The 18,829-nt window shown below is 37.8% G+C and carries 20 protein-coding genes and 1 pseudogene; 20 read left to right on the plus strand and 1 reads right to left on the minus strand.

Going from position 1 to position 18,829, the window contains the following annotated elements; translation table 11 throughout:
- The first annotated feature begins 110 nt into the window (after positions 1-110).
- The 4 genes and pseudogenes from P8F77_RS06045 (at position 111) to P8F77_RS06060 (ending at position 2,511) form a co-directional block, all read left to right on the plus strand.
- A complete protein-coding gene (locus P8F77_RS06045) occupies positions 111-326 on the plus strand; it encodes a DUF6179 domain-containing protein (protein WP_287518811.1) in 216 nt (71 codons plus the stop codon).
- A gap of 8 nt (positions 327-334) precedes the next feature.
- Positions 335-853 (plus strand): annotated as a pseudogene (locus P8F77_RS06050) (DUF6179 domain-containing protein).
- A gap of 71 nt (positions 854-924) precedes the next feature.
- A complete protein-coding gene (locus tag P8F77_RS06055) occupies positions 925-1,686 on the plus strand; it encodes an N-acetylmuramoyl-L-alanine amidase (protein ID WP_024728106.1) in 762 nt (253 codons plus the stop codon).
- 21 nt (positions 1,687-1,707) lie between these two features.
- Entirely contained in the window at positions 1,708-2,511 is an 804-nt protein-coding gene (locus P8F77_RS06060; protein ID WP_330625646.1) for an alpha/beta hydrolase, read from the plus strand.
- Between the two features lie 89 nt (positions 2,512-2,600).
- On the opposite strand, the gene mgtE is transcribed toward P8F77_RS06060, so the two are convergent.
- Positions 2,601-3,932: a magnesium transporter gene (mgtE, locus tag P8F77_RS06065; protein WP_287518793.1), complete on the minus strand. Its 1,332-nt coding sequence runs from the start codon at positions 3,930-3,932 to the stop codon at positions 2,601-2,603.
- Positions 3,933-4,213: 281 nt separating this feature from the next.
- Here mgtE and P8F77_RS06070 point away from each other — a divergent pair, with 281 nt between their 5' ends.
- From P8F77_RS06070 to P8F77_RS06145, 16 genes are all read left to right on the plus strand, one after another.
- Positions 4,214-4,768 (plus strand): polysaccharide deacetylase family protein, encoded by a 555-nt coding sequence (locus tag P8F77_RS06070; RefSeq protein ID WP_233441517.1) that lies wholly within the window; start codon positions 4,214-4,216, stop codon positions 4,766-4,768.
- 270 nt (positions 4,769-5,038) lie between these two features.
- Positions 5,039-5,815, plus strand: a complete 777-nt coding sequence (locus P8F77_RS06075) for a ParA family protein (protein WP_129700585.1) — start codon at positions 5,039-5,041, stop codon at positions 5,813-5,815.
- Entirely contained in the window at positions 5,808-6,737 is a 930-nt protein-coding gene (locus tag P8F77_RS06080; RefSeq protein WP_129700583.1) for a ParB/RepB/Spo0J family partition protein, read from the plus strand. Before P8F77_RS06075 ends, P8F77_RS06080 begins: the two co-directional genes overlap by 8 nt.
- A gap of 84 nt (positions 6,738-6,821) precedes the next feature.
- Positions 6,822-7,082 (plus strand): AbrB/MazE/SpoVT family DNA-binding domain-containing protein, encoded by a 261-nt coding sequence (locus P8F77_RS06085; RefSeq protein ID WP_129700581.1) that lies wholly within the window; start codon positions 6,822-6,824, stop codon positions 7,080-7,082.
- Positions 7,083-7,237: 155 nt separating this feature from the next.
- Positions 7,238-8,167 (plus strand): DUF3991 and TOPRIM domain-containing protein, encoded by a 930-nt coding sequence (locus P8F77_RS06090; RefSeq protein ID WP_129700579.1) that lies wholly within the window; start codon positions 7,238-7,240, stop codon positions 8,165-8,167.
- Positions 8,168-8,270: 103 nt separating this feature from the next.
- Complete coding sequence (locus P8F77_RS06095; protein ID WP_129700577.1) at positions 8,271-8,582, plus strand: MobC family plasmid mobilization relaxosome protein; 312 nt, start codon at positions 8,271-8,273, stop codon at positions 8,580-8,582.
- Positions 8,583-8,584: 2 nt separating this feature from the next.
- Complete coding sequence (locus P8F77_RS06100; RefSeq protein WP_129700575.1) at positions 8,585-9,853, plus strand: relaxase/mobilization nuclease domain-containing protein; 1,269 nt, start codon at positions 8,585-8,587, stop codon at positions 9,851-9,853.
- The gene (locus P8F77_RS06105) at positions 9,850-11,802 is read left to right on the plus strand and encodes a type IV secretory system conjugative DNA transfer family protein (RefSeq protein WP_129700573.1); all 1,953 of its coding nucleotides are present in this window, start codon (positions 9,850-9,852) and stop codon (positions 11,800-11,802) included. Before P8F77_RS06100 ends, P8F77_RS06105 begins: the two co-directional genes overlap by 4 nt.
- An 8-nt stretch (positions 11,803-11,810) precedes the next feature.
- Positions 11,811-12,143, plus strand: coding sequence for a hypothetical protein (locus tag P8F77_RS06110; RefSeq protein WP_129700571.1), 333 nt, complete (start codon positions 11,811-11,813; stop codon positions 12,141-12,143).
- A 12-nt stretch (positions 12,144-12,155) separates the two neighbouring features.
- Entirely contained in the window at positions 12,156-13,001 is an 846-nt protein-coding gene (locus P8F77_RS06115; RefSeq protein WP_129700569.1) for a conjugal transfer protein TrbL family protein, read from the plus strand.
- A gap of 3 nt (positions 13,002-13,004) precedes the next feature.
- On the plus strand, positions 13,005-13,214 hold the full coding sequence (locus tag P8F77_RS06120; RefSeq protein ID WP_129700567.1) for a hypothetical protein: 210 nt from the start codon (positions 13,005-13,007) through the stop codon (positions 13,212-13,214).
- 12 nt (positions 13,215-13,226) lie between these two features.
- Positions 13,227-13,562: a hypothetical protein gene (locus P8F77_RS06125; RefSeq protein WP_129700565.1), complete on the plus strand. Its 336-nt coding sequence runs from the start codon at positions 13,227-13,229 to the stop codon at positions 13,560-13,562.
- Positions 13,563-13,580: 18 nt separating this feature from the next.
- Positions 13,581-14,984, plus strand: a complete 1,404-nt coding sequence (locus tag P8F77_RS06130; protein WP_129700563.1) for a hypothetical protein — start codon at positions 13,581-13,583, stop codon at positions 14,982-14,984.
- A gap of 903 nt (positions 14,985-15,887) precedes the next feature.
- A complete protein-coding gene (locus P8F77_RS06135) occupies positions 15,888-16,892 on the plus strand; it encodes a hypothetical protein (RefSeq protein ID WP_347256410.1) in 1,005 nt (334 codons plus the stop codon).
- 86 nt (positions 16,893-16,978) lie between these two features.
- A complete protein-coding gene (locus tag P8F77_RS06140) occupies positions 16,979-17,503 on the plus strand; it encodes a hypothetical protein (protein WP_129701509.1) in 525 nt (174 codons plus the stop codon).
- Between the two features lie 189 nt (positions 17,504-17,692).
- On the plus strand, positions 17,693-18,118 hold the full coding sequence (locus P8F77_RS06145) for a hypothetical protein (RefSeq protein WP_347256411.1): 426 nt from the start codon (positions 17,693-17,695) through the stop codon (positions 18,116-18,118).
- The last annotated feature ends 711 nt before the right edge of the window (positions 18,119-18,829 follow it).

Raw genomic sequence — 18,829 nt, forward strand, 5'->3', positions numbered from 1 at the left:
CTTGTGATCCTAAAGCGGCGGCAGTAGAGGAACTAAGAGTCATTGAAGCGTGCAGCGAGAAGACAGATGGGAGATTTGGGCTGAGTCTGTCAAAAGAACAGGCGAGAGAATTGATCGCGGGGAGGAATGAAAGTCTAAAAAAAGAAAGCAGTTCTGTCACCTATGAGACGGCACAGATGCTGATGGAGGCAGTTATATATTGTATCGGCCTGTGCGAAGAATCTTACGGAGGAGCGCTGCGGTCCAAAAGGGGCCTTCGTGCGGAGGAGGCGTACAGCATTGGGTATGAAAAGGTAATAGATGCGTCAATTACAGGGATACAATAGTCAGCGGCATGCCGCAGTTTTTTCTGCGCTATGATGCCAGATTCTGTCCTCAGGATCATATCCTGACACTGGATTATCCAACGATGAACAGGTATGGGAAGAAAAGCGGGATAAGGCTTATTTATGAATATTTATGTGGCGCAGAGTGAGAACAGAGACTTTTAAGATGTTTCGACAGCCGCATCATCACAGCTCTCCTAAGGCATGTGGAAAGAAAGCAGGACGTTGATTATATGGAAAATATATGTTCTCTGGTCCTGCTCCAATCTCTCGGATGTCTGATTTCAAAAAAACAGCTTACGGATTTAACCTTGACGGGAACAGATACAGAAGAGGTACGGAAATATTTTTCAGGTGACCCGGCAGAAACGATAGAGGATAAATTACAGGAAATGATCGGGTTTATCGTACAAAGGGCCGGAATGGAGCCTTGGAAACAATATTTTCAAAGAGAGGGGAAAGAATTCGCTGTTCGGATTTATAATGCCATCAAATATGACGCACTGGATGCATTATTTTATGTTTGATTGTATTTTTCAGGACACTTTTTATGACTGTCTGCATATATTAGCAAAAGAAAGTTGATTTGAGGAATTTTATGGCAGGCGTAATTTTGGATGCCGGGCACGGCGGTTATGACAATGGTGCCCAGTTTAATGGAAGAAGGGAAAAAGACGATACATTAAGACTGACTCTGGCAGTGGGTCAGGCGCTGAGAGATAAGGGAGTCCCGGTACAGTATACGAGACAGACCGATGTCTATCAGTCTCCGATTGAGAAGGCCAGAATCGGAAATGAGAGCGGGGCCGATTACTTTGTCTCTATACACAGAAACTCAAGCCCGCTTCCCAACACATACAGCGGAGTGGAGACTCTGGTTTACAACGACAGCGGTATTAAGGCCGAGATGGCCAGGAATGTAAACCGCAGATTAAGCGAGGTTGGATTTAATGACCTGGGAGTCAAGGAGCGGCCGGGACTTGCGGTTCTCAGACGGACGAATATCCCTGCAATATTGATCGAGGCTGGCTTCATCAATACGGTAAAAGATAATGAGCTTTTCGATTCAAGATTTAACGACATTGCAAATGCCATTGCAGACGGGATTGTTGACACGATTGGATCAGGACAACAGGAGCTTGGCAGCACCTACCGGGTGCAGATCGGACTGTACCGCAATTTCTCCAATGCGCAGTACGCGCTGAATGAAGCGCTGGCTCAGGGCTTTGACGGAGATATCGTGTATGAGGAGCCATATTATGCCGTACAGCTTGGAGAATTCAGAACGCTGGATGAAGCAGTCCAATTGGAAAATGAGCTGAAGCAGCGAGGCTATGATACCCTGGTGGTCAAAAAATAAGGAGGCTGTGATTTGTTTTATGTGAGATCAACGGATGGAATAAAGATTGCAGTCTATGACTACAATCCCTTTGGGGAGGAGACTGTCGTTTTAATTCACGGATGGCCTTTATCCCATCTGATGTATGAATACCAGACGGAACTTTTATGTAGGCAGGGTTACCGGGTGGTGACACTGGATCTGAGAGGCTTTGGAAATTCTGACGCCCCGTCCTTCGGCTATTCATATGATCAAATGTCCCAGGATATCTATCAGGTGATCAGAAGACTGAAACTTAAGAATTTTACTCTTACAGGTTTTTCAATGGGCGGCGCGATTGTCCTTAGATATATGAGAAAATTTAAAGGGTTTGGAGTTAAAAAACTGATTCTTTTGGCAGCCGCAGCTCCATCATGGACAAAAAGAAGAGACTTTCCGTATGGACTGACAAGAGAATATGTCAATGAACTGATCGAACTGGCGGAAACTGACAGGCCTCAGCTCTGCTTTAATTTCAGTCATGAGCAGCTGTTTGCAGGTCCTCAGTCTGAACCGGCAGTGAATTGGTTTGAACAGATCGCACTTTCCGCTTCTGGACTTGGAACGGTCCGGGCTGCAGTTTCCCTGAGAGATGAAGACGGAAGAGAGGACTTGCAGGCCGTCCATGTGCCGACATGGATCATTCACGGGAAAAAGGATGTAGTGGTGTCGAATGATCTGGTGAGGATACAGCATGATGAAATCTGCGGTTCCAAGCTGATTCAGCTGGACGAAAGCGGACACGGCATTGTGTACGATCAGCTGGAGTTATTTAATAAGTACTTTTTAAAAGCTGTCAGAGCATAAATGAAAAGCAGCAAAAGAAGAGAAGAATCGGAACGGCTGCGGGACCACAGTTTAATCGGGCGGTCTCGCAGCCGTTTATGTATCTGTGTTCAGAGCGAAAACAGATGGGTTGCAATATTAAAATATATCAAGATGGAGCAGGTGTCTACCAGGGTGGTGATCAGGGGAGCCGCCATGATGGCCGGGTCCAGACCGATCTTTTTTGCCAGCAGAGGCAGACAGCAGCCTGCGATTTTTGCAAGAATGATGGTGGCTATGAGGGAAAGCCCGATAAGCACGGCCATTCTGAGACTGTGGTACATGAGCATGATACGCAGTCCATTGACTGCAGCCAGAACAAAGCCAACTAAAACAGCCACCCGGAATTCTTTAAATACAACTTTAAAAAGATCATGGAACCGGATCTCATCGACGGCAATTCCGCGGATGATCAGGGTTGAACTCTGGGAACCACAGTTTCCTCCGGTGTCCATCAGCATTGGAATGAAGGATACGAGCAGGGGAAGAGTCTGAAAAGCATTCTCATATTTCGTGATAATGGCTCCGGTAATGGTTGCGGACAGCATGAGGAAAAGCAGCCATAAGATTCTGTGTTTAGCATGGCTGATGACAGAGGTGCCGAAATAGGATTCCTCATTGGGCTGCATAGCCGCCATGATGGACATGTCCTCTTCCACCTCATCCTGCCAGACTTCCATGGCATCATCGAAAGTCACGATGCCTACCATGCAGTGTTCAAAGTCTACCACAGGGATTGCCAGAAGGCCGTATTTATGGAACAGTTTGCTGACATTTTCTTTGTCCTCATGGGTATTCACGTAGATTAGATTTGTCTCCATAATGTCCTTTATGAGAACATTACTTTCATTAAGCAAAAGGCTCTTGGCCGTCACGATCCCAAGAAGCCGTTTCTGTTCGATCACGTAGCATGTATAAATGGTCTCCTGGTCAATGCCAACCCGTTTAATCTTTTTCAGTGCCTGTTCGACAGTCATGTTTTTTTTCAGGTCCACATATTCCACTGTCATGATGCTTCCCGCACTGTCTTCCGGATATTTTAAGAGACGGTTGATGATCTGCCGTGTTTCTCTGTCAGTCACGTCCAAAATCTGTTCTACTACATTGGCAGGCATTTCTTCGATGATATCCACCGTATCATCCATGTACATATCATCAAACAGTTCTTTGATCTCAGAGCGGGTAAACGCATTGATCAAAGTTTCCTGCATGGGAGATGACATCTCTGTGAATACTTCTGCCGCCTTCTCCTTTTGGATCAGACGGAACAGGATCGTATATTCTTTTTCTGTAAAATTTTCTAATAATGATGCTAAATCTACGTTGTTCATAGAATTAAGCACAACTTTTAAGGCAGGATATTCCCGCCTCATGAGCAGAGCTCTGATATTTTCTTCTCTCATGTTTCTTTCTCCTTTTATATGAAATTCTGAAGATTAAAACATGAACAAAAACCCTCTCCCTGTATTTAAGAAAAAGTACGCGGGAGGTTTGGAATTTTTATTCATGCCGTATTGACTTCGGGGTGATTCCATACTCTCACATCCTTTCTTTTTTACAGTTTACAGGTTTCACCGCTCTTATCAGAATACCTTTAAGAAAAGGTCATGTCAAGGAAATCAGAATGAGACAATCTCCTATTCCATATAAATAGTACATAGAAGTCGAACAGGGGATGGACAGAGTGAATAAGAAAAATCTGATCACGGGTTTTATCTGCATCGTTGTTTTAGGGCTGTCATTGCTTGGCGGGGGCAATGCGGCCCTTTCTGTCTGGAATCAAAATGTGAGGATCTTAAATCCTGCAGAGAATAAGGAACTTCCGATTTACTGTGTGGATACAAAAAAGAAGGAAATCAGCCTCACCTTTGATACAGCGTGGGGAAATGAGGACATCAACCAGGTTCTCAAAATCTTAAAAAAAGAAAATGTGAAAGCAACCTTCTTTTTTTCCGGCGACTGGGTGCAGCGGTTTCCTGCGGATGTAAAGAAGATTGCCAAAGCAGGCCATGACATTGGCAACCATGGGGATAACCACAAATATATGACCAGATTGTCTTCTGATGAGCAGAAAAAAGAGATTCTGGGGGCTCACAGCAAAGTCCAGGCCGTGACAGGAGAGCAGATGGAACTTTTCCGGCCTCCCTACGGAGACTATGATGAAAATGTGGTGAAAACGGCCAGACAGTTAAACTATGAAGTCATTCAGTGGTCCGTAGATACGGACCATACAACTTAAAACAGCGAGAATATGCGGTTGCAGAATCATTGAAAAAATCAATGGTTCTTTTTTTATACTAAATTTAGGAGGGAAATAGGATGGATAAAGAAATTCTGGAAATATTAAAAATTAAGATTTTAGATGATCTGGAAAAATAAAAGTTTTTAATAATTCAGGGTTGGGCCATCGACCCTTTCAAAACGGGCTTCTCTTTCATTGGGCAGCTGCAGCTGCCCATATTAATTATGAAAGAGAAAAATATGAACTCTATATCAAAGGAGAAAAGGTATGAAAGAGAAAATTATTGCAATTGTAAACCAAAAGGGCGGTGTTGGCAAAACCACGACAACCATTAATTTAGGTACAGAGTTGGCCAAACGTCATAAAAATGTACTTCTAGTGGATTTTGATCCTCAAGGAAGTTTATCCATTGGTTTGGGAGTACGTGATGAGGAAATCCCAAGTGTAAGTGAGTTAATGCTGGCGGAAATGAATGATCAGGAACTTCCAGAAAAAAAGAATATTGTGTTGGAATTGGATTATGTAGATTTAATTCCGGCTAACATAACACTTTCAGCAGTGGAGATAGCCTTAATCAATACAACCTGCCGGGAGATGATTTTAAAAAACATTCTTCAAAATTATAAAAAAGGATATGATTATATTTTAATAGACTGTGGACCATCACTAGGGATGTTAACGGTGAATGCTCTTACAGCGGCCGATAGTGTTTTGATACCAGCATCTGCAGAATTTTTGAGTGCCAAGGGTCTGGAACAGTTATTAGGATCGGTAGCAAAGACGAAAAGAAAGTTAAACCCAGGACTGCAGATAGAAGGAATTCTTTTTACAATGGTACAAGAACAAACAAGACTGGCCAAAGAAATGATCAGCTTGGTAGAAAACGTATACGGAAGGTTAAATATTTATACCACTAGAATCCCTAGAAGCATTGACGTGGGTACAGCAATCAGACAGGGAAAAACTATAAGAGAATTTAACAATAAAAATAAAGCTGCAGAAGCTTATCAGAGGTTGGCTCTGGAGGTGCTAAAAAATGTTTAATAATGAACTAAAAAGCATAGATAATATTTTTGGGCTTAATGATGCCCAAGATGACGTAGACGTAAAAGAAGAAAATAAAAATGAAAGTGGAATTGTTCATATTTCTCCAGATAGACTTGTAGATTATCGGAAAAGTGATATAGGTAAAAAACGATATAATGATCAGGACCTACAAGATTTGGCGGATTCAATTAAAGATAATGGGATTCTCCAGCCTATTTTAATAAGACCGATAGAAAATGGTGTTTATGAAATTTTAGCTGGACATAACCGAAGAGATGGTGCTGTTCTAGCGGATTTAGACACTGTTCCATGTATTGTAAAAGATTATGATGATACCCAGGCAGAATTGATTTTCATTGAGTCCAATTTGGAAAAGGGACTGGAACATTTTACAGAGTCTGAGAAAATTGACTTGATTTATCGCCGACATGAAGCTTTAAAATCCCAGGGCCGGAGGACGGATCTTGAAGAGAATTCGGAAAAAATTTCTGCAGCAAAAGAATTTAATCTGAGTAGATCAACCATCACTCGGTATTTAAAACTTTACAAATTAACATCTAATCTAAAAAAATTGCTGGATAATAAATTGTTACCGGTTGTTTCTGGATTGGAAGTAGTAGAGTTTCCAGAGGAGCTGCAAGAGCAGCTCTTTTTCTATTTAGAAAATAAGAATAAAAAATTAGATACAAAAACAGCACAAAGCCTCGCTTCCTACTATCAAAAAGGAAAACTGAATGCAGATACAATGCTAAAAATTATAGAAGGTACATTGAAACCTCGAAAAAAGCAGAATAGCTATAAAATGAACAAAAAAGTATTTAAGAAATACTTCCGACCTGAACAGCCACAGGCGGAAGTTGAAGAAATCATAATTAAGGCGCTAGAGATGTATTTTCATGAAGGGCAAGAGGGGGAATGAAATCTAATTGGAAGAATGGTTAAATATTGGTATAATAATGTTAGTGGTGAATTCGTTAAATATAACTAAAGGAGGAAAACAAAAATGAAAAGTACAGGTATTGTAAGAAAGCTTGATGAACTGGGACGTATCACTCTACCAATTGAGTTGAGACGTAATCTGGATGTGAATGAGAGGGATCCTCTTGAAATCTTCGTTGATGAAGATACAATTATATTGAAGAAGTATAATCCAGCAGACATCTTTACAGGTGAAATGGATGATCTTGTTGAGTACAATGGTAAGAAAGTTTCAAAAAGTTCTATTATAGAATTGGCCAGACTCGCTGGCCTTACAGTTGATTAGAGAAAAACAAAGCTGGATCCGACTTGTGTCGGATCCTTTTTAGTTCTCCAGGGTGCTTAGAAATATTATAAAACCATAAAATCACCATTTATCTTATCCCACCATTAATATTTCTAAGTAGCCTTGATGATTAAAATTAAGAAAAGGGGGATTTGATGTATAAAAAGAAAAAATTTTCTGAAGATGAAATAAAAAAGGCAAATGAAGTTAGCATACTATCACTTGTAAAAAATTTGGGTTTAAAAACGGAGAAGAAAAAAAATGCATATAAAGCGCCAGGTTATGGGGGTTTATATATTGATGAATATAGAAATCAATGGAACTGTTTTGCGGCACAACTCTCTGGAGAAACAATTTATGGAGGTGGGCCTATCCAATTGGTGCAATTTATTCTTGGATATGATTTTGTCCAGGCAATGAAGTATCTTCTTAACGATGATCATATGGATACAATTCATGAAAGACAGCCGAATACAGTGAAGGTGAAGAAGGAATTCAAATTGCCAGCTGCAGCACAAGATTATCGCCATGTCTACGCCTATCTGATCAAGACGCGAGGGATCAACCACAGAATTGTTGACTATTTTGTAAAGACAAAAAAATTATATGAAAATACACATTACAGCTGCGTCTTTGTTGGATATGATCAGTTTGGTGTAGCCAGACACTGTACGATCCGAGGTACGGTGTCAAACAATCCCTTTAAAGGAGAAGTTGAAAGTAGTGACAAGCGATTTACGTTCTGTATGGAGGGAACAACAGACACTCTACACATTTATGAAGCACCTATTGATCTAATGAGCTATTTAACCTTATGTATAAAATGGGATCGAAGGGAATTGTGGAAGGATCATCATCTGGCACTGTGTTGTCTGGCAAATGTTCCTATAGAGACGTATTTAAAACGATTTCCTCAAATACGTAAGCTAATCTTCCATTTAGATAATGATAAATGGGGAAAAGCAGCGACAGAAAGATTTGCAAAGGAATATCAATTACAGGGGTTTGAAACTTGGGCAGAACATCCGGACACTCAGTACAAGGATTTTAATGAACAATTGGTTATTGAAAAAAACTTAGGATAGAGGAGGGAAAAATGAATATGATAATACTTTGTCTGGTAAGTTTACCTCTTTGCTTATCAGGCGTTTTTTTTGTTCAGATATATGAGCACTGGGAGATGAGACAATGCATGAAAAAGAAGTAAAATTCCCCAAATCCATTCGATTTTCAAACAGTGAATGTGAAATGGTTGAGAAAAAGGCCAGTCAGGCGCATGAAAATTTTTCTTCTTATGTAAGACGGATGGCATTGGAAAGTCAAATTACAGTAGTAGAAGACCTGAAAGACGTTCAATATCAGTTATATAAAATAGGAAATAACTTGAACCAGCTCACTAGACTGGCTCACGAGGGACAGATCTTAGTTGCAGACTTAGAAGAGACGAATCAGCTACTGCAGGATATATTTGATCAATTATTACAGATTGAGAGAGGGTAGAAATGGCAATTTTTATACCGGCCACTGATAAAAAGGGAAGGGAAATTTCTTATAATTCAAAAGAAGTAATGAAAAAGGTTTTGGTATATATCAATAAGTTAGAGAAAACAAAACCAGAACTAAGGGGAGGGACCTATTTATTGAATCCGGATCGGGCCTATGAGGAATTTATGCTTACCAAGCAGGCTTGGGGAAAAACAGATAAAAGGATGTGCATTCATTTTATTCAGTCATTTCGTCCGGACGAGCTTTCTAAGGAAGATGCTGGAACAGCGTTTCAAATAGCAGAAGAGATGATGCAGCATCAAAAATTTCAGGGATTCCAAATATCCTATGCAACTCATTTGGATCGAGATCACATTCATAATCATTTTATTATAAATACTGTAAACTTTGAAACCGGTTATAAATGGCAATGTAGTAAAGAGGATTTAGAAGAGTTAAAAGGATATAGTGATCAGTTATGTAAAAAATATGGATTATCCGTCATTGATCGATCCCGGATTCACAGGGGAAAAAGTGAAACTGAGAAGCAAGCCGAGCAAAAGGGGATTTCATGGAAGAGGGAAATTCAGCTGGCCGTGGATCAGGCGTTACGTGTTGCTGCCAGTCAGTCAGAATTTATCCAACTCATGAATCGACAGGGATATAGAGTAAAGTGGAATCCGAAGTATGTTACCTTTATCGCTTCAGAACATAAAGCGGTCAGGAACTGGCGTTTTGAACCTCCAGAAGCTTATACAAAGGAGCGTTTTCAGGAATGTTTCAAAGAAAATGCCAGGAGGTTTCAAAGAACCCCGGAGGAAGTAAAAGAGGAAGCATCTGCTTACCGGAGAGAAGCTTTCTTTGCCGTCCGGGATGCTGCAGCGATAGCTACGAGTCAGGAGGAATTTATACAAATTTTAGAGCAACAGCAGTATCATGTTCGCTGGGATGATACCCACGAATATATCACATTTCAAAAGCCTGGCCATCAGGCGGTTAGAAATAGAAATTTTTATCCAAAAGAGGCTTATACGAAAGAAGCCCTTTTAGAGAAATTTGAAAGTAATAAAGAAACATTAAAGAAAATCGAAAAAGGTACCTATGTATCAGACTCGATAGAAGAGGTAAAACGGAGTGATATGTTGTATTATCTACTCCGTTTTTTTGGTTCTCCAAAACAGGGAGATTATCCTCATCAGACAAGAGAAAGGGGTGATTCCATTGAATACTTAAAAGAAAGACAAAAAGAGAGAGAAAAAGGAAAGGGAGTGGACTGGGAAATTTGAAAAAGAAAATTTTATTGTTCTTTGCTGGATGCATTGGTATAATGGTACTTTTCTTTGTCTGTGGATATGCATCAATTTTTTTAGATTCTTTTCTAAAGGACCCGAAGCATATCAAATATGTAACACGGCCAGATGAGATTATTAGAATTTTACAACAGGATCCGGTTGTCTTGCAGTTTACGTTTAGCTTTTTTGTGTTACTTTTACTTGGAGGGTTTATCCTGTTTTTTTCGGAAACGAATACTTATAAAAGTGAACAAATGAAAGTAACAAAAAACATAAAAACACCGGTGCCAGCTGGCCAGGGCCAGTTTGGTACTCAAAGATGGCTGACAAAAGAGGAAATAGAAGAGGAATTTCACTCTAAGATGCTATCGAAGAAGGAAATTTTAAACTATGAAGGGGGCGAGCCACTGTATCCTGATGGAGGATTAGTCGTTGGAAAAATTGATATGAAAAACGGGGTTGAAAAAATCCTTCATATCATTGATGATCTTCACGCGATTATCCTTGGAGCTACAAGGGCAGGAAAAACAAGAAATCATGTCCTGCAGACAATTTGCGATTTAATGCTTGCTGGTGAAAACATCTTTGCAATTGACATGAAACAAGAACTCTATGACTATACAGCCCCAAAAGCTAAAAAGTTAGGGTACCTTCCTATTTGTATTGATTTTATTCATCCATATCAATCGGACCGTTACGATTATTTAGGGCCAATTGTAAAGGCATTAAAGGAAGATGATGTATCGAAAGCGATATACGAGACATGGAATTTGGTGTCACAGCTTGTTGGAGAACCTCCGGAGAACGGAGAAAAGTTGTGGAACAGTGGAGAATCTTCCACCCTGGCAGCCTGTATTATGGCAGTCGCCTACGATAACATGGATCATCCGGAATACCAAAATCTGACCAATGTATTTTTCTTTATTACGGAAATGTGTACCGAATACCGAGGGGCAATGCCTCTCGTTTTTTATATTCAATCGCTTCCGGAAACACATCCATCACGGATCCTATTGGCAGCAACGAACATAGCAGCGTTTAAAACAAGAGCTTCATTTTATGTATCAGCCGTTATGACACTTCGGCTTTTGACTATGCCAAGCATTAATAACATGACCAGCAAAAGTGATTTTGACCTGGAAGAGCTTCTAATGAATGGACAAAAAGTTATCATTTATCTTTGCCTGCCGGCGAGAGACAAGACATACTTTCCACTGGCAGCTTTAACCTTACGTCAAATATCGGATCAGATCGATGCTGTGGCTGATAAGATGGGTGGTCGGCTGGACCGCCGGTTCAATTTCATTGATGATGAAATCGGGAATATGCCAAAGATCACGAATCTTCCAAACCAACTGGCTTTTCTTACCGGAAAAGGAATACGGCATAATCTATTTATTCAGTCTTATGCTCAGCTAGATTACGTTTACGGAAAAGAAGTTGCACAGATCATCAAGGATAACTGCGATCTCACTATTTATCTTCGCAGTCCTAATCAGGATACAAGAAAAGAGATATCCAATGATCTTGGCGATTATACGGTATCAACATACTCACTGAATAACAATCAGCCAGTAGGCTCCTTAAAAATGTCAGGTAATCGAGGGGAAAGCACAAATCTAACGGGAAGGAAGCTACTGTTTCCGGAAGAGGTCAAACAGATAAAACGACCGAACTCTTTAGTAATGTCGGATGCATATCCGGCAATCACTTACGCACCCGACCTAAGTAAATGGACGTTCAATGAATTTTTAGGTTTAGGAAGCAAAAGGCATAATCAGAAGCTACGTTTAAAAAGCCAGAAAGAACGAAAGAAAATCGAACGTCCACATAATGAGAGGATGGCTCTCTGGGGCATTTGGACGTATTGGAAAGAACAAATTGATCTTATGATCGAGCAACAGGAACAGGCAAAAGCAGCGAAACAGGCTGCAAAGAAATAGGAGGAAACATGAAACAAAAATTGAAACTATTGGCAGGGACTTGTGCCACAAGTCTTCTTATTTTTATTAATTCAATTCAGATTGCATGGGCTGGAAAAATTTCTAGCTGGAAAGGCTTTACCGGAACAGAACAATTGTTAAAAGATATGCGGCCCAAAATTATTGCAATCAGTGGTTTACTTGGAACCGTTGTGATTGCATTTTGTTTGGTGCGCATGAAAATGGCAGATGAAATGGATGCAAAAGTCTGGAAGAAGAGAGCCATTACCGTTTTAGTGTGCTGCATTGGTGTGGTACTGGTAACATCAACTTTATCAGCGGTATTGTCATATTACAAATAAAAAGGAGGTCAAATGCTCGCAAGCTTTATAACAGATGGAATTTCAGGGTTTTTTGAAGATCTTGCAAAAGATCTTGTAAAGCAGATCAATGAATTTCTTGTAGATCTCTTAGATATTGTACTTAATGCAGATAAATATATGAGTAGCCATTTTCACTTAGAGGGAATTTCATTTGCAAAAATAAATAATACAATTTTAAAATTTGCACTTGCACTCATTGTCCTGAAATTTCTACAGAAAGGATTTATGATTTATATTATGCAGTCAGATGGAGATCCAGATCATGATCCCCTGATCTTGCTCACTGGATTTTTTCAGGCAATTGCAATCGCAGTATCTTTTTTAAGTCTATACACTCCGGTTATGGGAGTATTTAAATCATTTACAAACCAGGTCGTGAATGCAATTACGTCAAAGGGAGAAATCGAACAAATCAAGCAGGGAATTATTGATACATTACTGGGAAGGGGGTTGGCAACGATTCTTTTCGTTGTGATTTTTCTTATATTGGTTCTTGTGCTCTATATCTTCTTTATTAAAAATGGCTTTGAGCTTATGGTGTTAAAATACAGCCTGTCGATTACATGTGTAGGATTAATGGATAGTGATGGGGGAGTTTTCAAAGTAACAATTAAAAAGTTTCTGCAAATGGGATTTACATGTACCATACAGATTATTTTGCTGCGTTTTGCCATTGCCCTGTGTTTAACACTGCATCCTATTTGGGCAATCGCCTGTGTCGGAGCAGCTCTTGGTACTCCAAAATTAATGCAGGATCTTTTGATTACAAGAAATAATGGAGGTATTAGCAGTAAGCTATATACCATTAGTATGCTTAGAAATGTGATGAGGAGATAAGGAATGGGGACAATCAATGAGGCAATAAAATATTTTTTAATATTAATTGAGGTCGGCGGAGGTGTCCGTATTGCAATGTTATGTACAGAATGTATTCTTGATCCAGATGCAAAGGATGCAAATAAAAAAAGAATCCGAAATCTCTTAATTTTTATGATTGTTGCAGTTACCATCATTCCGTTAAAAAACATCATAGTGAAATACTACCAATAGAAAGGAAAAGGTATGGAAGAAAAACAAAGGGAAGGAAAATTATATGTACCTTATGTCAAAGCAAGGAAAGAATATTTTCCGGGGTTTGGACAAGAGGAATTGCATACTTCCATCATCTTGTCAATGTTGTTTATCATTAGTGCTGCAATTGCTTATATGATGTATCCGGATCCGGCCATTGTTGTATTAACAATTTTAATCGGAGTGGTTGGATCAATTATAATGTGTACGAAAAGTGAAGCGAATATAAGCGTTGTAGGTTTTATAAAAGCAATGATACGATTTTACAGATCTCAACAAAAGTTTTTGTATCGATATCAAAATGAGTGGGAAAGAAGGAAAAAATAAAAGAGAAAGGGAAGGATCATGATTGTTTTTTTAACAAGTGAGGATTATTCAAATTTGCTGCAAAATTCCGAAGAGTTCATACATAAATATGTCAAGTGGAGATATGATCTGAATTTCTTCTTAAAGGAAGAGTATGCAAATTTAATGGCTATGGATCCGGAGTGGATCATCATTGAAGAAAAAGCGATTGATGATCCTTCTAAAATGGATGGAGTCATCCAATGCTTTCCACGGGCAAAATTTGTTTATATCACCTCTCAGAAAGAAGAGAAAAGAATCACTGGGAAGTGTAAGACAATTTATACGGATGGCTTTTTAAAAGAACGGCTGGAATCAATGATCTTTGGGAAAAAGGTAAATCTGCAGCAAGAACAGAAAAAGATAGGGGTGATCACAGATCAAGATCCTGAGCTTGCCAAAAGGTTTACCTTAAATCTTTTGTATTGTATCAAAAGGGAAGAACGTTTATTGGTCTATACAGAAGTTGGCCAAGAGTCTGGATTAGAAGAAGCTGCGTTAAAGTATGGGCTATTAAAGACGGAGAAGGGGTATGAGTATGATGGTATCCCAATCTTACATAACCTGGTGATCGGCCAGGCGTTGATTAATTTATTTGATTTTGGAGTTACAGAGGAAAAGAAAGAAAAGATGTTTGAAAAATGTGACTACCGCTTCCGGATCAATCTGGAAGGGAAAAAAATCAGAGTTGATTTTCAGGAACAAACCTATACCATAGCAGCGTTTCACAATCCTTTTCAGCCAGGTCAGGAACGGTTTTACGCTGATCTATTGCCGGAACTGCATCTGCAGGTTCCGGATGCGAAAATGAAGCGGGTCAGACTTTTACAAAAGAAAGAGCGATCACAAAAGGTAAAAAAGTCAAAACCAACCAAAAAGCCCAGGGTAAAGATGCAGATTCCAAAGCCATCTCTTCCGAAGCCGAATCTTTCTAAATGGAAAGAAAGGTATCTAACAAAAAGACGGCTGATGATCTTTGTTGGAATCTTAGCCATGATAAGCATCGTGGCTGCAGGACTGCGGACCTATTCTGCCAGCCAAAAGAAAGAACAGATAAAAGAAGCAGTCAAAGAGCAACAATCTACGGTTGTACCATCTACTGCAGAAAAAACATCGGAAAAAGTTCCAACTGAAAAAAAGAAGAATAAGAAATTAAAACCAACGACCGAAGACATCCAAAAGACAACAAGCAGCCAATCTACGACAGAAGCCGCAGTAAGCAATACGGCGGCAACCAGGCGTTTAAACCAAGGATCAAGAACGACCACGACTCAAAGGCCAAAACCTACGACAACAAGAAAGAAAAGAGTCACAACGACAAGAAAGAAAAAAACGACCACGACTCAAAGGCCAAAACCTACGACTACAACGGAACGATTTGAGATTGAGCATGGTCCTGAATAGGAGAAGAATTATGGAGAAAATCATAAACGTTTTATTTATAGGAAATATCATTCTTTATATATTCATATTTTTAGAGTATTATTACAATCTAAAAAAGAATAATGAAAGTATTCTGGAGGATAGAAATTTTGCAATGTTGGTATCTGGCATGTCATTTCTTCTAACTATGTATCTGGCATTAAAATGGAGATAGGAGTAAAAAAGCGTTGGAGAAATATAGAAAAGAGGTAAATCGTCTGGAAGATATAGCTGACGATGAAGTTGATTTTGAATAAAGCATAAAAGGAAAGAAACAATAAAGCTGTTTATTGAACTTATTTTAAATGGGATGTCTGTTGCGTGTATTTTTGCTTTATTTCATTATTGTGTAGAGTTGGAAACACCGATTTTATTGTATGAAAAAATTCAGATTGCACTAAAATCTAGTTACTTTTGGATTACCCTGGGCCGAATTTTTAAAGTTTTGATTTATTTAAAAAAACAGGAACTCTGGGGTTGGGCAAAGGTCATGGATTATGTATTGCATGCAGTTATTTATATGCTAATTGGACTAGATATAGAAGTACATAAAGAACAATTTCTAAAATGAGAATAGTTAAAATTGTAATTCTTAGATTCTTGTTTTTTAATGGAATATACTGTTTATAAAATATCACAGAATAAAATAAGTCTATTGAATTTTTTATATAATCACTCATAAGAAGCAGTAAGGATGCAAATTGAAAAAGGAAATAAATAAAATAAGAAGGTTTTTGCATCACTTTATAAGTTAAAAAATGTAATAGGGTGCTGACATTTAGTGTCGTAAAAGATTGGGACTCTAAAAGGTACTTTTCATAATTTTCTGGTGCAAATAAATTAAAATATCCAATAAAAAGAACAATTGCAGCTGAAAACATATATATGAGTAAGGGAAAAAAGGTTATGAAACTTATAAAATACATTCATAGTGCAACGGAGCTAACGATTGGTTATCTCAGAGGAATATTAATTTTTACAGGAATGTTGTTTCTTTCAAATACTAGGATGATACTCACTAGGCACGATAAGACTTGGGTGTTGCAAATAGTTACTATATTTATATTGTTTTTGACCGTAAAAGATATAATTTTTAAATCTGAACAAAAAAATTATATAGCAGAGGCCCTTTATATATCTGCATGCGGTATTATTTTTATATGTTTGAGAGGCGGAGGATTTGATATTTTAGATATAGATAATTTTTGTGCAGTATTTATCTGCTGTTATCTTGTAAAAATTATATTGTATCTTGTAAAAATTATATTGGCTTACTTGATGGGTTATTCAAAAGAAAATCGAAACATTGTGGCAATGAATAATCAGGATCATAGGACGGAAGAAGAACTTATCATTGCGGCCGTTCATGAAGCAGGGCATTTTGTAATGGCTAAATTATTCGGATATAAAGTAGACCAACTAACAATTCAATATTCTGAACAAACCGGAAATGGGGGCCTAATGCATTCCATTCCTCCAGATTTGATAGAAGAGGGGTATTACAAAGAATCCATTATGATTGCTTATGCTGGAACCATAGCAGAAAAAGTTGTACTCGGTACATCTTATCCTAGTGGGAGGAGGTCCGATTTGGAACTAGCAACGGAAATGATAAAGAATTATATAAGTTCTGGGGAAACAAAATATGGGTTGATAAATCTCATCCATTTAACCGATCAATATGATCGGTTAAAACTATATACTGAAATTAGTCATGATCTGGAGGAGGAGACTAAAAGTATTTTAATTGATCACAAGAATTTGATATATTATACAAAAAATGAACTATTAAAGAATAAAGCTTTTAGAAATGAATCCGAAGTTGACGAACTATGGGATAGATTAATGTCTAAGTTGACAACGTCATCAGAAGAGCAATACTCTATGTAAGAACTACCACGAGATGGAAGCCAGTAAAAGAAAATAAAAAATACAATCGAAAGGATGATTAAATTATGGAGGTACATAGGAGGTTTATGAGTAGAAAAATGATTTTTGACAAGTTGTTATATAAAATATTCAGTAAAATAATAGGAGAAAGTACGGCATCCATTCATGATCTTCAGGAGTCTGATGAGCAGATCTTAGCAGAAAGATACTTTTTAGAGCATTATCTGAAAAGTCAAAATGAGTTATCAAAAATTAAAGAAATGATTTTTGAAATTCCATTGGCAAATATAGAGTTGTGGTTTGAACTGAGAAAAAAAGAGATATTGCTTGATCTGAAGGAGCTATATGATAAAGAATGTATCAGCCAAGCCATGTTTCAGAAAGAATACAATCAATTGGCGGAAATAAAAAGCTTCCTTGAGTATTCTTTTTATATCCAAGGACTCCAAGAACGGCTTTTTGGGAACAAAAAACTAAATAGAGCGACTTCTAAAGAAATAAAACAGCATTATGATCAAAGAAAGGCAGAAGAAGAATTTACCACGTTTCTTCTTCTGTTTATTTTAATTGGAGTCATCGTTGGTATGGCGCTTTTCCATTACTTCCGTTAACCTAAAGATATAATTATTGTAAGTAATAATAGGCACAGACACAATAAATGAAGTGAATCTTTGTTTCATAGTACATCCTTTGGATTTTTAGGATGCAGTATGCTAGAAGTTGGGTTTTTATTATTGATAGAGAGATTACAGTGATAATGAGATATCAAAGATGAATTTACAAAGATTAGGGAGAATGGAATGGTAGTACGTTTGTTTGCATTATTTATTATGGTAATAGGTGTTGGGACTGAGTTATGTTCCCTTATAAAAGATTATATCGTTACAATGAGGAAAACATGGAAGAGAGGCCATATAAGGAAAGAAAATATTATGTTGTTCTTAAACCTTATATTAAGTGGAATACAGATGATATTCCTTACTTCTTCATTTCCTTATTGTATGAAGTTAGAGGAACCAAGTTCTTTTTGTGGAAAAATTCTGCTCGCACTAAGAATGAGCTACATGTTGATTATACTGGTCCGAATTTTTAAAGTTACAATTTATCTTAAAAGAAATGAAAAATGGGGGTGGGCAGAGATCAAGGGCTATGGATTGGGTGTCATTATTTACTTAATAATTGGACTAAATACAAAAGTCCATAAAGAACAATCCCCAAAACAATAATAGTTGTAATCGTGGTTATTATGTTTCTACTTTTTAATGGAACATATGGCTTGTGAAATAATATAGAATTAAAAAAGTCTATTGAATTTTTTACAAAATCACTCATCAGAAGCAATAGGGATGCAAATTGAAAAAGGAAATAAGTAAAATAAGCAGGTTTTTGCATTACCTTATACGTCAAAAAATTAAAGAGGGTGCTAATATTTAGTGTCATAAAAGATTGAGAATCTAAAAGATATCCCTTATAGTTTTCCGGTGCAAACAAATTGAAATATCCGATAAAAAGAAGGATTGCAGATGAAAAAATATATATGAGCAAAGAGGATAAAGTTACCTCAGTATAATAATGTTTTTTTATTCGATAAAGCTGAAGAACGGAAAAAGATAAAATTGTACAAGTAACAAACAGATATAAACTATTTTTATATTGCTGAAACCAGAACATACCAAACGGAAGAATTATAATACAAAGAAGAATAATTATATTATCAATAGTATTATTAAATGTTTTCTTGTTCTTATCAGAAGAATCATGATTATGTACATAGATCATTTGTGGTGCATTTAATTGCTTCACAATTGCATAAATACGAACGGAAGGAAGGATATCTTTGGAAGTGTTTTTATGGCATGAGGAATAGATGTCTATAAAAAATTTTATAATGGTGACAAGTCCGGACAGGACGGCTACTATATTAAATAGGTTATTGA

The sequence above is a fragment of the Anaerostipes sp. PC18 genome (assembly GCF_039789045.1).
Classification (GTDB): Bacteria; Bacillota; Clostridia; order Lachnospirales; family Lachnospiraceae; genus Anaerostipes; species Anaerostipes hominis.

What these genes read in the sequence shown, in the direction of transcription:
- P8F77_RS06095 (WP_129700577.1), top strand. Translation starts at nt 8,271, where the DNA reads ATGCATGAAAAAGAAGTAAAATTCCCCAAATCCATTCGATTTTCAAAC.
- P8F77_RS06085 (WP_129700581.1), top strand. Translation starts at nt 6,822, where the DNA reads ATGAAAAGTACAGGTATTGTAAGAAAGCTTGATGAACTGGGACGTATC.
- P8F77_RS06075 (WP_129700585.1), top strand. Translation starts at nt 5,039, where the DNA reads ATGAAAGAGAAAATTATTGCAATTGTAAACCAAAAGGGCGGTGTTGGC.
- P8F77_RS06145 (WP_347256411.1), top strand. Translation starts at nt 17,693, where the DNA reads ATGGTAGTACGTTTGTTTGCATTATTTATTATGGTAATAGGTGTTGGG.
- P8F77_RS06120 (WP_129700567.1), top strand. Translation starts at nt 13,005, where the DNA reads ATGGGGACAATCAATGAGGCAATAAAATATTTTTTAATATTAATTGAG.
- P8F77_RS06135 (WP_347256410.1), top strand. Translation starts at nt 15,888, where the DNA reads ATGAGTAAGGGAAAAAAGGTTATGAAACTTATAAAATACATTCATAGT.
- P8F77_RS06115 (WP_129700569.1), top strand. Translation starts at nt 12,156, where the DNA reads ATGCTCGCAAGCTTTATAACAGATGGAATTTCAGGGTTTTTTGAAGAT.
- mgtE (WP_287518793.1), bottom strand. Translation starts at nt 3,932, where the DNA reads ATGAGAGAAGAAAATATCAGAGCTCTGCTCATGAGGCGGGAATATCCT.
- P8F77_RS06100 (WP_129700575.1), top strand. Translation starts at nt 8,585, where the DNA reads ATGGCAATTTTTATACCGGCCACTGATAAAAAGGGAAGGGAAATTTCT.
- P8F77_RS06125 (WP_129700565.1), top strand. Translation starts at nt 13,227, where the DNA reads ATGGAAGAAAAACAAAGGGAAGGAAAATTATATGTACCTTATGTCAAA.
- P8F77_RS06110 (WP_129700571.1), top strand. Translation starts at nt 11,811, where the DNA reads ATGAAACAAAAATTGAAACTATTGGCAGGGACTTGTGCCACAAGTCTT.
- P8F77_RS06090 (WP_129700579.1), top strand. Translation starts at nt 7,238, where the DNA reads ATGTATAAAAAGAAAAAATTTTCTGAAGATGAAATAAAAAAGGCAAAT.
- P8F77_RS06140 (WP_129701509.1), top strand. Translation starts at nt 16,979, where the DNA reads ATGAGTAGAAAAATGATTTTTGACAAGTTGTTATATAAAATATTCAGT.
- P8F77_RS06130 (WP_129700563.1), top strand. Translation starts at nt 13,581, where the DNA reads ATGATTGTTTTTTTAACAAGTGAGGATTATTCAAATTTGCTGCAAAAT.
- P8F77_RS06055 (WP_024728106.1), top strand. Translation starts at nt 925, where the DNA reads ATGGCAGGCGTAATTTTGGATGCCGGGCACGGCGGTTATGACAATGGT.
- P8F77_RS06080 (WP_129700583.1), top strand. Translation starts at nt 5,808, where the DNA reads ATGTTTAATAATGAACTAAAAAGCATAGATAATATTTTTGGGCTTAAT.